Source organism: Saccharothrix sp. ALI-22-I, assembly GCF_001984175.1.
Lineage (GTDB): Bacteria > Actinomycetota > Actinomycetes > Mycobacteriales > Pseudonocardiaceae > Actinosynnema.
In genome coordinates, this window is the sequence record NZ_MTQP01000041.1 from 1 (window position 1) to 13,866 (window position 13,866).

The 13,866-nt window shown below is 69.2% G+C and carries 13 protein-coding genes; 2 read left to right on the forward strand and 11 right to left on the reverse strand.

Features of this window, described 5'->3' with window-relative positions; translation table 11 throughout:
* From ALI22I_RS05530 to ALI22I_RS05575, 10 genes are all read right to left on the reverse strand, one after another.
* A partial coding sequence (locus tag ALI22I_RS05530; protein ID WP_143531983.1) for a lactate racemase domain-containing protein occupies nt 1-431 on the reverse strand: 431 nt, incomplete at its 3' end.
* Nucleotides 431-1,282, reverse strand: a complete 852-nt coding sequence (locus ALI22I_RS05535) for an amidohydrolase family protein (RefSeq protein ID WP_077004509.1) — start codon at nt 1,280-1,282, stop codon at nt 431-433. The genes ALI22I_RS05530 and ALI22I_RS05535, both read right to left, overlap by 1 nt.
* 5 nt (nt 1,283-1,287) lie before the next feature.
* The gene (locus tag ALI22I_RS05540; protein ID WP_077004450.1) at nt 1,288-2,139 is read right to left on the reverse strand and encodes a fumarylacetoacetate hydrolase family protein; all 852 of its coding nucleotides are present in this window, start codon (nt 2,137-2,139) and stop codon (nt 1,288-1,290) included.
* A gap of 89 nt (nt 2,140-2,228) precedes the next feature.
* The gene (locus tag ALI22I_RS05545) at nt 2,229-3,215 is read right to left on the reverse strand and encodes an aldo/keto reductase (RefSeq protein ID WP_077004451.1); all 987 of its coding nucleotides are present in this window, start codon (nt 3,213-3,215) and stop codon (nt 2,229-2,231) included.
* Between the two features lie 49 nt (nt 3,216-3,264).
* Nucleotides 3,265-4,017, reverse strand: coding sequence for an SDR family NAD(P)-dependent oxidoreductase (locus ALI22I_RS05550; RefSeq protein WP_077004452.1), 753 nt, complete (start codon nt 4,015-4,017; stop codon nt 3,265-3,267).
* A 117-nt stretch (nt 4,018-4,134) separates the two neighbouring features.
* On the reverse strand, nt 4,135-4,512 hold the full coding sequence (locus tag ALI22I_RS05555; RefSeq protein WP_238598129.1) for an L-rhamnose mutarotase: 378 nt from the start codon (nt 4,510-4,512) through the stop codon (nt 4,135-4,137).
* Nucleotides 4,513-4,546: 34 nt separating this feature from the next.
* A complete protein-coding gene (locus ALI22I_RS05560) occupies nt 4,547-5,728 on the reverse strand; it encodes a mandelate racemase/muconate lactonizing enzyme family protein (RefSeq protein WP_077004454.1) in 1,182 nt (393 codons plus the stop codon).
* Nucleotide 5,729: 1 nt separating this feature from the next.
* Nucleotides 5,730-6,560, reverse strand: coding sequence for a carbohydrate ABC transporter permease (locus ALI22I_RS05565; RefSeq protein WP_238598130.1), 831 nt, complete (start codon nt 6,558-6,560; stop codon nt 5,730-5,732).
* Entirely contained in the window at nt 6,557-7,543 is a 987-nt protein-coding gene (locus tag ALI22I_RS05570) for a carbohydrate ABC transporter permease (protein ID WP_179118109.1), read from the reverse strand. The genes ALI22I_RS05565 and ALI22I_RS05570 overlap by 4 nt, the downstream gene beginning before the upstream one ends.
* Nucleotides 7,544-7,548: 5 nt before the next feature.
* The gene (locus ALI22I_RS05575) at nt 7,549-8,820 is read right to left on the reverse strand and encodes an ABC transporter substrate-binding protein (RefSeq protein ID WP_077004456.1); all 1,272 of its coding nucleotides are present in this window, start codon (nt 8,818-8,820) and stop codon (nt 7,549-7,551) included.
* A gap of 153 nt (nt 8,821-8,973) precedes the next feature.
* Between ALI22I_RS05575 and ALI22I_RS05580 the strand changes: the two genes are divergently transcribed.
* Nucleotides 8,974-9,747 carry a FadR/GntR family transcriptional regulator gene (locus ALI22I_RS05580; RefSeq protein ID WP_077004457.1) on the forward strand — a complete coding sequence of 258 codons (774 nt, stop codon included), beginning with the start codon at nt 8,974-8,976 and terminating at the stop codon, nt 9,745-9,747.
* 394 nt (nt 9,748-10,141) lie between these two features.
* Entirely contained in the window at nt 10,142-12,193 is a 2,052-nt protein-coding gene (locus ALI22I_RS05585) for a family 43 glycosylhydrolase (RefSeq protein ID WP_077004458.1), read from the forward strand.
* A gap of 368 nt (nt 12,194-12,561) precedes the next feature.
* Here the strand turns inward: ALI22I_RS05585 and ALI22I_RS05590 are convergent, their stop codons facing one another.
* Nucleotides 12,562-13,548, reverse strand: a complete 987-nt coding sequence (locus ALI22I_RS05590) for a glycoside hydrolase family 5 protein (protein ID WP_238598131.1) — start codon at nt 13,546-13,548, stop codon at nt 12,562-12,564.
* Nucleotides 13,549-13,866 lie beyond the last annotated feature (318 nt).

Here is a 13,866-nt window from a genome sequence, read left to right on the forward strand (position 1 = left end):
AACTCGCCCATCCACGTCAGGCTGCTCAGGTCGCGGGCGTCGTGGTTGACGATCCGCACCGAGTCGACCACCTCGTCGCCGAACATCCGACGCAGCTCGGCCTCGGAGTTGCCCCGGTGCGTGCCCGTCGCCACCAGCACCACGACGTCGTCGAGGTCGACCAGGCCGTCCAGTTCCTCCAGGATCGCCGGGATCATCAACTCCCGCGGCTGCGGGCGCGTCCCGTCACACGCGGAGATCGCCACGGTCTGGCCCCGGCGCACGCGTTCCCGCAACGGTGGACCGGCAACCGGCGCACGCAGCGCCCGGCGCAGGACCTCACCCGGCGGTTCGGTGGCCTGGTGGTGCCGGGGCGTCACCACGGTCGTCACCGCCGGATCGACCCGCAGATCCAGACCCGTCTCCCCGTAAGCCAACCGCACGGTGCGCATCAGCTGTTCCCCAACCGGTAGACGCCGGTGGCCGTGCCACCGAAGACTTGGGCGTGCTCGGCGGCGGTCAGGCCGGCCGTCAGCTGCTCGGCGGCATCGACGACCTGTTCGTAGGAAGCGGCGAGCAGGCAGACCGGCCAATCGGTGCCGACCATGAGCCGGTCCGGACCGAACGCCTCCAGCGCGATGTCGACGTAGGGTCGCAGATCTGCCACGGTCCACCGCGGCCGAGCCGCCTCGGTCACGAGGCCGGACACCTTCGCGACCACGTTGGGTTCGGCGGCCAGCGCCGACAGGCGGGTCGCCCACGGCTGGAGCGCGCGGCCGGCGATGTCCGGTTTGGACAGGTGATCCAGCACGAACACCAGGTCCGGCACCGCCCGCACCGCTTCCACCGCCGCCGGCAACTGGTGCGGAAGGGTCAACAAGTCGTAGACCAGTCCGGCGTCACGCACCGCACGCAATCCGGCGAGCACGTCGGGACGCACCAGCCACGCCGGATCGGACTCGGCCTGCACCAGGTGCCGGACACCCACCAGCCGGTCGCCGCCCGGTCCGCAACGCAGCCGGTCCAACTGCCCGGCGACGTCGGGCGCGGTGAGGTCCACCCACCCCACGACACCCGCGACCAGATCGGACTTCCCCGCCAAGGCGAGGAACTCCACCGTCTCCTCGATGTCGGGGAGCACCTGGACCAGAACCGTGGCGTCCACCCCGGCCGCACTGGTCACCGCACGCAGGTCAGCCGGCCCGAAGTCACGCCGGATCGGCGCCAGGTCCGGCCCGTCGAGCCAGTCCTGCGGGCGGGCGGCAAGATCCCAAAGGTGGTGGTGGGCGTCGATCCGACGCATCGCGGTCACGCCTGCCCGACCAGGTGCCGCTGCACGCCCAAGCGGTCGATGCCGACCTCGACGGTGTCGCCTTCGCGCAGGTACCCGAAGTCGTTGGCCCCGAGCGCCACACCCGCCGGCGTGCCCGTGTTCACCACGTCACCGGGTTCCAGGACCATGAACTGGCTGAGGTACCAGACGATGTGGTGCACGCCGAACAGCATGTTCGCGGTATTGCCGTCCTGCCGGAGCTCCCCGTTGACGCTCAGCCTCAACCCGAGGGCCTGCGGGTCGCCCACCTCGTCGGCGGTGACCAGCCAGGGCCCCAACGGGTTGAACGTCTCGCAGGACTTGCCCTTGGTCCACTGGCCGCCCCGCTTGAGCTGGAAGTCGCGCTCGCTGACGTCGTTGGAGATCGCGTATCCCGCGATCACCGCCGCCGCGTCCTGCGGGCTGTCCAGGTAGCGCGCGGTGGCGCCCAGCACGACGGCCAGCTCCACCTCGTAGTCGGTGGTCACGCTCGTCCTGGGCACCAGCACGGTATCGTTCGGTCCGACGACGGTGTTGGTGGCCTTCATGAACACCACGGGCTCGCGGGGCGGTTCCGCCGCCGTCTCGGCCGCGTGGTCGGAGTAGTTGAGCCCGATGCACACCAGGGCACCCGGGCGGGCGACCGGTGCGCCGATCCGCATCCGCGTGATGTCCATCGTCGGCAGGCCGCCACCGGCCAAGGCGTCGCGAACCCGCGACACACCGCCGCCGGCCAGGAAGTCACCACCGATCTGACTCGTCACGGAGCGCAGGTCACGCGCGTGACCGGACTCGTCCAGCACCACGGGAACCTCGGATCCGGGGTCGCCCACCCTCAACAGTCGCATGCCGTTCCTCATTCGTTCGAGTCGAATCTGTTCTGGTTCTCCACCGCGTGTCCTTCCGCGGCAACGGGGTCACGGACCGCGGCGCGGCGTCACGGGGCCGGCGCGTCGGCCGCGAGCAGCCCTTCGCCGCGCAGTTCCGCCCACAGCCCGAGGGGAGGTGGCGCGGTGAGTGCGGCGACGTTCGCGCGGATCTCGGCCTCGGTGCGGGCTCCGACGACCGCGCCGGTCACCGCCGGGTGCCCGAAGGGGAACCACAGCGCCGCTGCCGGCAGGGTCGTGCCGTGCCGTGCGCAGACCGCGGCGATCCGCCGGGCACGGTCGATCAGGTCCGCCGGCGCCGCCCGGTAGTCGTGGGTGGCGTCGTCCGGCACCTCGTGCTGGGCCAGCAGACCGGAGTTGAACACCCCGGCGACGACGACGTCCACCCCGCGCTCCGCGCACAGCGGGAGGAACTCGGCCAACGCGGGCTGCTCCAGCAGGGTGTAGCGGCCGGCGAGCATGACCACGTCCACATCGGACTCGCGCACGAACCGGGCGGGCATCCGCCACTGGTTCATCCCGACACCGACCGCGCCGATCACGCCCTGTTCGCGCAGTTCCACCAGCGCGGGCACCGCCTCGCCCACCGCCTGGTCCCAGTGGTCGTCCGGGTCGTGCACGTAGACCACGTCCACCCGGTCGAGCCCGAGGCGTTCGAGCGAGGACTCCAGACTGCGCAGCACGCCGGCCGCGCTGAAGTCCCACACGCGGCGCTGGGTTGCCGGTACCGCGAAGCCGTCGTCGTCCCGCCGCCCCGCTCCCGCCGGATCGGGCACCAGCAGCCGTCCTACTTTGGTGGACAGCACGAACTCCGCGCGCGGACGGTCCGCCAGGGCGGCGCCGAGCCGTCGTTCCGCCAGTCCCAGCCCGTAGTGCGGAGCGGTGTCGAAACTCCGGACACCCGCCTCCCACGCCGCGTCGACCACGGCGCGGGCCTGGCTGTCGGTCACCTCGGTGTAGAGGTTGCCCAGCGGGGAGGTGCCCAACCCCAGCCTCGGCAAGGGGTTCTTGTCGCCGGCGACCTGATCGGTGGCCATCGTTCCTCGATTCACTGTGCCAGGCGTGCGGGTGCCAGACGTGCGGGTGTCAGACCTGCGGGCGCAGCCGGAGCCCGTCCATGCCGCCGTCGACGGCGAGCACCGTCCCGGTGGTCGAACCCGACAGGGGGCTTGCGAGGAACGCGATCGCCGCGGCGATCTCCTCGGCCTGGACCAGACGGCCGTGCGGCTGCCTGGCCTCCAGTGCCGCGCGCTCGGCCGCCGGGTCCGGCGCCGAGTCGAGCAGCCTCCGCACCCACGGGGTGTCTGCGGTGCCGGGAGCGACGGCGTTCACCCGGATGCCCTCACGCACGTGGTCGGCGGCGAGCGCGCGGGTCAACGCGTGCACCGCGCCCTTGCTCGCCGTGTAAACCGCACGCTGCGGCAGACCCGCGGTCCCCGCGATCGAGCCGGTGTTCACGATGGCGGGGGCGCGGGAGGTGCGGAGGTGGGGCAAGCAGGCGCGGGCCACCCGGGCCATCCCGAACACGTTGACGTCGAACACCCTGAGCCACTCCTCGTCGGTGGCGGCGGTCACGTCGCCCTGTGCTCCGATCCCCGCGTTGTTCACCACCACGTCGAGGCCGCCGAAGTGCCCGACCACCGCCTCCACGGCGTCGCGGACACCCTGGTCGTCCGTGACGTCCGTCCGCACGAAGAACATGTCGCTCGGGAGGTCGCTCGCCACCAGGTCGAGCACGGCCACCCGCGCACCGCGGTCGGACAGCAGCTCGGCCGTGCTCCGACCGATCCCCGAACCACCACCGGTGACCAGAGCCACCAGTCCGTCGAAGTCACCCATGGTCGATCGCTCCGTCCATCCATATTGCTTGACGATGTAGTCGAAATCTGGCGTGGTCACGACGCTGTGCGTCCTCTGCGGACCAACCAGCAGTGCTGCCGGTTGGTCCGCCGTTGGTCAACTGGGGAGCAGGCTCTCGCCGGGTTGTCCCGGGGTCGGGTGCCCGGTCAGGTGCCAGATCTCCCGCATCGGCGCCCACCGGTTGCCGGAGCCGGGTTCGGCCAGGGACTCCTGGCAGGGGTCGGTCAAGGCCAACCAGCGCTGCGTTTCGGGGTCGGCGGCGATGCGGGCCTGATCGGCGGCGTGGTCGTCACCGATGTACTCGTAGTAGCCGAAGAGCAGGTCGTCGTGCAGGAAGATGGTGAAGTTGCGGATGTTGGCGTCGAGCAGCATCCGCTCGACGGAGGGCCAGACCGCCGCGTGCAGCCGCAGGTATTCCTCGCGTCGGTCCGGGCGTAGCCGGATGACCATGCCATAGCGCTGTGCGCGGTCCACGTCGGTCTCCTCCAGGTTGCCGGCGGCATTCGGTTCATGCGTTGAGAGTGGCGCTCTTCGGTTCCCTGCCCGCGTCGACCGGGAGCAGGCGGTGTCCGGCGCGTTCGGGCCGGATGTGGGAACCGTCGGACCTCGGATCGGGGAGTCGACGGCGGGACGCGGCGATCGCCTCCTCGTCGAGGCGGATGCCCAGGCCGGGGCGGTCGCCGAGGATGAACGCGCCGTCCTCGACGTGCAGGTCGACGGAGACGCCCGACGGTGGCCGGAGGTCCTGGAGTTCGCTGACCAGGTGGTTGGGCACCGACGTCGCGGCGTGCAGCAGGCCGACCGGTGTGGTGCCGATGGGGCTGACGGGGAGGTCGTGGGCGTGCGCGAGGGCGGAGACCCGTAGGAAGTGGGTGACACCCCACACCGCCGCCGTCTGCACGATGTCGACCGCTCCGGCCGCGATGAGCGGGCGGTGCTGTTCGAGCCCGGTGAGGTTCTCGCCGGTGGCGACCGAGGCGCGGATTCCGCGGCCGACGGTCGCGTGTCCTTCCACGTCCCACCGCCGGACGGGTTCCTCGATCCAGGTCAGGTCCAGGGTTCGTTCGAGCTCGCCGACGTGGCGGACCGCCTGCTTGCGCGTCCAGGTCTCGTTGACGTCGAGCATCAGGCCTGGTCGTGTCCCGTGGCCGGCGTCGGTGAGGACGTCACGGACCAGGGCGAGGCGGTGCCGGTCGCGCTCGATGTCGAGGCCGCCTTTGATCTTCGCCGCGCGCAGTCCGCGGTCGGCGTAGGTCTGGTACAGCGCGACGAGTTCGTCGTCGTCCAGGGCGATGTCCAGGCCCGAGGCGTAGGCGGGCACGCGGCGGTCGCGTCCGCCGAGCAGTCGCCACAGCGGTTCGCCGGCTGCCTGTGCCTTGATGTCCCACAGCGCGGTGTCGAGTGCGCCGATGGTGCCGAACACCGCGCCCGCGTGACCGGCCTTGAACGTGCGGCGCAGCATCCTGTCGTAGAGGGCGGTGACAGCACGCGGGTCTTCGCCTTCGATGGCGGCGAAGACGGTCTCGACCTGCACGTGTGATCCGAGCCCGACGCCGGTGACGCCCACGTCCGTCTCGACGATGACGATCGGCATCTCGGTGACGCCGTCGGCGTAGACGCCGTTGGCGTCGCCGACCGGCCGGCGCCAGTCCTGGACGGCCGTGAGGGTCCGGTAACCGGTGATGCGCATGTCAGCCCTTCGTGGCCCCGGCGGTGACGCCGTCGGCGATCTGGCGTTGCAGGAACAGGTAGACGAGGAGGACGGGTACCGCGGCGATCAGCACGCCGGAGGCGAACGTGGGGATGTCGTCGGAGTACTGCCCGCGCAACGAGGTGACCCCGACCATGAGCGTGCGGTTCTCCGCCGACGGCATCATGAGCAGGGAGATGAGCACGTCGTTCCAGCAGAAGAGGGCGTTGAGCACGCCGACCGACAGCAGTGCCGGTGCGCCCATCGGGAGCATGATCCGCCAGTACACGCCGTACACGGTGTTCCCGTCGATGCGCGCCGCGTCCACGATCTCCGGCGGCACGGTCGAGTAGTAACTGGTCATCAGGAAGATCGTGAACGGGAGGAACTGCGCGACGTAGGCGAGTACCAGTCCCGGGTAGGTGTCGACGAGGCCGGTGTCGGCCATGATCCGCGCCAGCGGCACCATGATCACCTGGAAGGGGACGAACAGCGCGGCGAGGATGCCCAGGAAGAGCGTGGACGAGCCGCGGAAGCGCAGCCGGGCGAGCGCGAAGCCGGCCATCGACCCGAGCAGCAACAGCAGCACGACCGAGCACGCCACGACGATCACCGAGTTCAGGAAGTACCGGGACATCCCGACGCTCGTCCACGCCTTGACGATGTTCTCCCAGTGCAGCGAGTCGGACAGGGAGAACCGGTCGAGGATGTACTCGCGGCGGGTCTTCATGGCGACGTTGGCGGTGAACACCAGGGGGTAGATCGTGGCCAGCGCGAGCGCGGCCATCGGGACCGCGACGACCCACTTCGTCAACCGGGTGCCGGACATCATTCCTCCTTGCCCGCGCGTCGCAGGATGCCGATTTGGACCAGCCCCACCACGAGCATGATCAGGAATAGGGCGGTCGACGCCGCGGAGGCGAGCGCGGGTTGGTTCATCTGTCCCTGCTGGATCCAGACGTAGTACTCGGGCAGGTAGGTGGATCCCTCGGGGCCGCCGCTGGTCATCACGTACAGCAGGCCGAACATCGACGTCAGCATGCCGATCATCGTGGTGACGAAGACGAACTGGATGGTGCGGGACAGGGCGGGGATGATCACGTGCCGGATGGTCTGGGGGAGGGATGCGCCGTCCACCTTGGCGGCGTCCAGCAGCGAGGGGTCGAGGGTGGCGAACCCGGCCAGGAACACGACCAGGGCCATGCCGAACGTGGCCCAGACGTGCACGCCGACGACCGCGAAGATCGCCACGTCCGGGTCGCCGAGCCAGTCGACCGGCCCGAGGCCCACCCCGCCGAGGACCGTGTTGAGCGGACCGTCGTAGGCGAGGAGCAGGTTGAAGATCGCCCCGACGATCACGGGGGAGAGCACGGCCGGGAAGAAGTAGACGCCCCGGTAGACCCGGTGTCCGGGCACCCGCAGGTAGACGAACGTGGCGAGCAGCCCCGGGATCGCCACCGCGACGGGGAGCAGCAGCACGAGCAGGCCGACGTTGCCCAACGCGGTGCGGAACAGCGGATCATCCAGCAGGGTCAGGTAGTTGTCCAGGCCGACCCACATGCCGTTGCGGTCGCCGTCACCGGTGAAGGAGAAGTTGACCCCGAGCAGCAGCGGCCACAGGCGTAGCGCGACGATGATCAGGACCGCGGGCGCCAGCAGGACGAACGGCGCCAGGCGCTCGGCCCGCGACCCGCGACGGTTGCGCCGTGACGACGGCCCGGCCGGATGCGGTCGGCGTGCCGGTGGGGCGATCGCGGCCCCCTCGGTCGGCCCGGCCGGAGCCGGGCCGACCGAGGACAAAGAATGTCCGGCCACGCCGATCAGCCCGTCTTGTCGGAGGCGGCCAGCTGCTGCACCACTTCATCCACGGTGATCGAGCCGCTGAGCAACTGCTGGGAGAGGCGTCCCATCAGGTCGACCGTCTTGGAGGACAGGGCGACGTGGAGGGCGGGCTTGCCGGTCTTGACCTCCGAGACGATCGTCTTGACGGCCGGGCCGCCCTCGGAGAGGTCGATCGTGGTGTCGGACGCGATCGCGCCACCGTCGGCGTAGAAGGCGCTCAGGGCGTCGGTCGAGGTCAGCGACCGCACCAGGTCCGCGGCGACCTTCGGGTCCTTGGCCCACTTCGCGACCCCGTACCCGATACCACCGTCATACGGCAGGCTCGGCGTCGCCGCGGGGTTGACCAAGGGCGCGTCCATGACGCCGACCTCGTCCGCACCGAGGAACTCGGCGAAATCCTTCCAGTGCCCGACGTCGGACATCAGACCGATGACGTTCGCGGCCTTGCCGGACTGGAAGACCGCGAACGCGTCGTTGAACATCGCGGTGGAGTTGGCGCCGTCGTTGTTCAGGCCGGCGTCGTTGGCCTGCTTCCAGAGCTCGAAGATCCGCTTCACGTCCGACGAGGCCCAGTTCCGCTTTCCGGCGATCCAGTCGTCGTACTCCTGCGGCGTCAGGGTCGCCGATCCCAGGGCCGACAGGAAGAACTGGATGCCGATGCCCTCCTTGTTGCCCAGCGCGAAGCACTTCGCGCCGGTCTTCTCGGTGATGACGCCGCAGTTCTTGACGAAGTCGTCCCACGTCTTGGCCGGAGCGTCCGGGTTCAGTCCCGCCTGCTCGTAGAGCGCCTTGTTGTAGTAGAGGGGATGTCCTTGCAGCGTCACCGGTGCCGCGTAGGTCTTCCCGTCCTTGGTGAACGCGTCCCAGCCGGCCAGCCGCTGCCTGTCCTCGGCGACGTAGGTGTCCAGCGGGGCGAGCGCGTCGGCCCGGTCACGGATCTGACCGCCCCCGTTGAACAGGATGACGTCAGGTCCCTTGCCGGACTGGATCGCCGCCCCGAGCAGCGTGTAGTACTGGTCGAACGGCTGGGCCACGAACTCGACCTCGACGCCCGGGTGCTTCTTGGCGAAATCGGCCTTGGCCTTCTCCACGTAGCCGGCCGCCTTCGCGTCACCGGACTTCCAGTCCCAGACCACGAGCTTGTCGCCCGAGTTGCCGGACGGGGAACCCGGTCCCGCGGCGCTCCCGCAACCCGCGGCCAACGCCAACCCCATGACCAGGGCAGCAGACCATAGTGTGCGCTGCTTCATTGCTGCTCACTTCTCCAGACGGTGGCCGGGCGACGGAGGGCCCGACGAGATGCGATGAACGTAACTCGTATGACGTATGACGTCAACGCCTGTATTTCAGTACACTTGCCCACGTGCTCAGCGCACGTGGGCGCGAGCGCGACCGGAGGAAAGATGACGGCATCAGGCCAGCAACCGATCGCGGGCGCGCCCGCCGCTCCGGAGTGGACGCGTCGGCCGACGAACCTCGCGAGGGCGGTCACCGCCGAGCTCGTGGGACGCATCGTGCGCGGGGTTCATCCCTCCGGGACGTCGTTGCCGTCCGAGCCCACTCTCGGCGAGACCTTCTCGGTGAGCCGGACCGTCATCCGCGAAGCGGTGAAGATCCTCCAGGAGAAGGGCCTGGTCCAGGTGCGCCAAGGCGCCGGCACGGTGATCACCCCGTCGTCGATGTGGAACACGCTCGACGAACTCGTCCTCGGAGCCGTCATCGCCGAGGACGAGACCCTGGGCGTCCTGGACGACCTGGTGGTCACCCGCCGGCTGCTGGAGTCGGACATGGCCCAGGTCGCCGCCCGTACCGCCGACCACGACACGATCGACCGGCTACGCGCCCTCGTGGACCGGATGGACCAACTCGTCGACGACCCCATCGCCTACCGCGAGCAGGATCACGCCTTCCACGACACGATCATGCAGGCGTCGGGCAACCGCATCGCCCGGGGCGTCGTGCGCTCTCTGGAGAGCCAGGTCATCAACACCGCCCGCTACACGGGCAGAAGCGAACGCGCCCTGTGCGTGGCGTCCAACCAGGGACACCGTCGCATCTACGAACGGATCGCGGCACACGACCCGGCAGGGGCCGCCGAAGCCATGTTCACCCACATCACCGAAGCCTGGCTCGTGCGCCGGAGCGCACCCGGAGACCCCGGTCGCCTGGAACGCTAGCCCTGACACGGCGGACTCCTGGTCTGTGGATGGTGTTCGCCCAGCCGATCACGTCCGAACCTCTCCAAGTTCGCCGGGCACGGCACCTGGCGTCGCGCCGGGTGCCGTCCCGTTGGTGGTGCCTTCACCAATCACACCACGGAAATGCGGATCAACTCACCCGGACGACCTGCCACAGCTGACTGTCGGTGCTGGTGTCCGTGAGGCGCTGATTATTAACGCTAACAATCCAAGTCGGTGCGGCCGGTTCTGGTCGGTGGTCGCTTATCGCCCCCTAACCCCCTCCGTCTTCCCTGTCGCTAGTCTGATCCGGATGTGAGCGTGAACATCCAGGCTGCGAGGCAAGGTGCCGGTGGGGGACTTCTCTTGATGGTTCCCAACCAAGGACAGAATCGTGGACATCACCAGACGACAGCTCGGCAGGCTCGCCGCGGTCGGCACCGGGGCGCTCGTGCTGCCGGGCCTGCTGCCACCAGGCACGGCGGCGGCGGCCCCACCTCCGGCTGGCATGTGGGGCGACCAGGGTGACGGCACCTACGTCAACCCCATCATCCCGGCCGACCTCAGCGACTGGGACTGCATCCGGGTCGGCGCCGACTACTACGGCATCACCAGCACGTTCGGGTACTCGCCCGGCATGGCCGTCCTGCACTCGAAGGACCTCGTCAACTGGCGGACGATCGGCAGCGCGGTCGACGATGTCACCCGCATCGGACCGGAGCTGAACTGGGACCGGATGAACCGCTACGGCCGTGGCGTGTGGGCCGGGTCCATCCGCCACCACGCGGGGCGGTACTGGGTGTACTTCAACACGCCCGACGAAGGCTTCTTCATGACGTCTGCCCCGTCGCCGACCGGGCCGTGGGAGCCGTTGCACGCGCTGTGGCGGACCTCCGGCTGGAACGACGTGTGCCCGTTCTGGGACGACGACGGCCAGGGCTACCTGGTCACCACGCACTACGCAGACGCCTACAAGGTGCACCTGTTCAAGCTGTCCACGGACGGGAAGTCACTGGTCGGCCCGTCCGCGGTCATCCACCAGTCAAGGGGCAGCGAGGCCAACAAGCTGTACAAGATCGACGGTACCTACTACCACCTCTTCAGCGAGGTGAAGTCCGAGGGCCGGGTGCTCATGATGAACCGCGGCTCCAGCCTCTACGGCCCGTTCGAGACCCGGCAGCTGCAGCACGTCAACACCTCGGTGGACCGCGAGCCCAACCAGGGCGGGCTGGTGCAGGCTCCGGACGGCGCATGGCACTTTGTGACCCACCACGGCCACGGCGGCTGGGAGGGGCGCGTGCTGTCCCTGCTGCCGGTGAACTGGGTGGACGGCTGGCCGATCCTGGGCTCGGTGGGGGCGGACGGCATCGGCAACATGGTGTGGACGGGCCGTGTGCCCGCCGGCGGCACGCCCGGTCTGCCGGTCGACGCACTGCCCCCCGTGGTGACCGGCGACTTGTTCACCGACGCCCGCCTCAAGCCGCAGTGGGAGTGGCACTACCAGCCGCGCGCGGACCGGTGGTCGTTGACCGAACGCCCCGGCTTCCTGCGGTTGAAGGCGTTCGCACCGCTGGTGGCCGACAACCTGACCAAGGCCGGGAACACACTCACCCAACGGGTGCTGCGTACGGCCGGCGGCGCGACGGTGACGGTCCGCCTCGAACTGGCGGGCCTCGACGACGGCCAGCACGCCGGGCTGTGCCACTACGCGGCGACCTACGCCGGGTTGGGTGTCCGGCGCTCCGGGACCACCACCACGATCGCGCACAACGTCGGCGGCAGCCTGACCCACGGTCCGGTGATCACGCAGAACGCCGTGTGGCTGCGCACCTCGTGGGATGTCAACGGGGTCAGCCGGTTCTCCTACAGCCTCGACGGGAGCTCGTTCACCCCGGTCGGTGGCACCTACCAGCTCACCTGGGGCGGTTACCGCGGTGACCGGGTCGGCATCTACACCTACAACCCGAACGGCACCGGCTACGTCGACGTGGACTCGGTGCAGTACACCATCGCACCCACCAGGGCCTACAAGTGCGTCAGCGCGCGCAGCGGCAAGGTCGCCGACGTCTCCGGTGGGTCGGGCGCGGACGGCGCCGCCGTGATCCAGTGGCCCGACACCGGCAAACCGAACCAGCACTGGGCCTTCCAGGCCACAGCGGACGGCTACCACACCATCACGTGCGTCGGCAGCGGCAAGGTGCTCGACGTGGCAGGGTCCTCGCTGGCGGACGGCGCGCGGGTCGTGCAGGCCACCGCCGACGGCCGGGCGAGTCAGCAGTGGCAGTTGCGCCCGCAGACCGGTGGCGTGTTCCTCGTGGTCAACCGTCACAGCGGCAAGGTGCTCGACGTCAGCGGAGGCAGCACGGCCGACGGTGTCGCGCTGATCCAGTACCGCGACACCGGCGGCTCCAACCAGCGATGGACGTTCCAGCGCGTCACCGGCTAGGGACCCTTAGCTCGTCTTTAACCTGTTCGGCGGGGTTTGGTGCCCTTCTTGTGGTGTGACGGTCGGCTGTAGGCCTGGCCGGTGGCCAGGGCGAGGCCGACGTCGAAGCGTTGCGCGGTAATGCGATTCTTCGAGCCGGGAGGCCGTCCTGGCCCCGGTCGGGTGGGCCGCTGGACGTGCGGCAGAACGAGCGCTCCGGGCACGTGGCGCCATCCGGCCGCGACCACGGTGACACGTCGACTGCGTGCACCGGACGACCGTCGGCGGCACGAGGCAACGGCAACTCCGCCGACGCGTTCGCAACCGGTCGACGTCGATCCGGCCGTTGTCGACCGCGTCGTCGGATTGTCTTGTGGGGCAACCTCGCTTCAGTCGTAGATGGTGGCCTGCTTCGACGTCTGCCGCACTCCGTCGGGGCCGTTGAGGAAGCGCTCGCCCCACGGGGTGAGGTCCGCCGGGTTGAACGAACGGACCAGATCGAGGTACTCGACCCCGCCGCCGTTGCCGCTCCACGACCAGCCGAGATAGCCGATGCCACGAGCCTGGGACTGCGCCATGATCGCATCCTCGTCCGGGTCGCCGTCGCTGTGCTTGTTCCCGAACTCGCCCACCACCAGCGGCAGCCCCGCCGAACGGAACGCGTCGAAGTACGCGTTGACCTTCGCCGCCGTGTTGTACACGCCGTACATGTGGACGGAGAACACCGTGTTGCGTTGCGGATCGGCGTTGAACACCGAGGCGGCGTTGTTGCGCATGATGTTCAGCCAGTCCTGGCCCCACATCGGCGCGTCCACCATCAGCAGGTGCTGCAGCCCGGCTCCGCGCAACCGCTTGATCGCGTTCTTCGTCGCGCTCGCCCACGCCGGGCTCACCAGCAGATTGGTACCGAACGGCTCGTTGCCCACGTTGATCACAACGTAGTTCTCCTGGCCCTTGAGCGCGTCGGCGACACCGATCCAGTAGCTCGCCGCCTGGTCCAGGGTCGCGGCTCCGCTCTGATCGCCGTACCCGGTGGTGTCATGGGCCTCCAGCACGCAGATCAACCGGTTCTGCTTGCACAGCGAGATGACGTTGGTAACGTCGGCGGCCGAGCTCGGTCCCCACCGCTTGCCGGTGCCCAGCACCACGCGAACCGTGTTGGCACCAAAGGACTTGATGTCCGCGAACGAACCGGTCTGGCCGGGGAACCAGACGTGCGGGTGGTTCACGCCCCGCATGACGAAGGCGCTTCCGTTCCCCTCGACGACTCGCGTGCCGCTGACGTGCAGGCTGGTCGCGGCCTCGGCGGGTTGCGCGGCGAACAGAATCGACGCCATCAGCGCGAGAACGCTCGCGACACTCAACCTTTTGGCCACAGACCCTCCATCGATCCCAGGTAGTGCCGAACGCACACAACCTGCCGCGTGCGAATTGCTCAGATGGAACCGTACGCACGAGATCTTGGCAAGGGTCACATATTAAAGATCCTTCGGCAATTGGGTGAGTCGTTTCGGGTGATTCCTCTTGCTGTGCGGAGCAATCGTGGTGTGCCGAAGCCTCCACGATCCCCAGGCGAGCCCGATCGGGCCCGGAAGCCCAAGCGTGTGCCGCTCGTCGTGGTGGCGGAGTTGGGTCTCGACGCAGACCGCGTCGCGGTGGCACCGGGACTGGTCGGCCGGCGGCAAGGAGGCGCC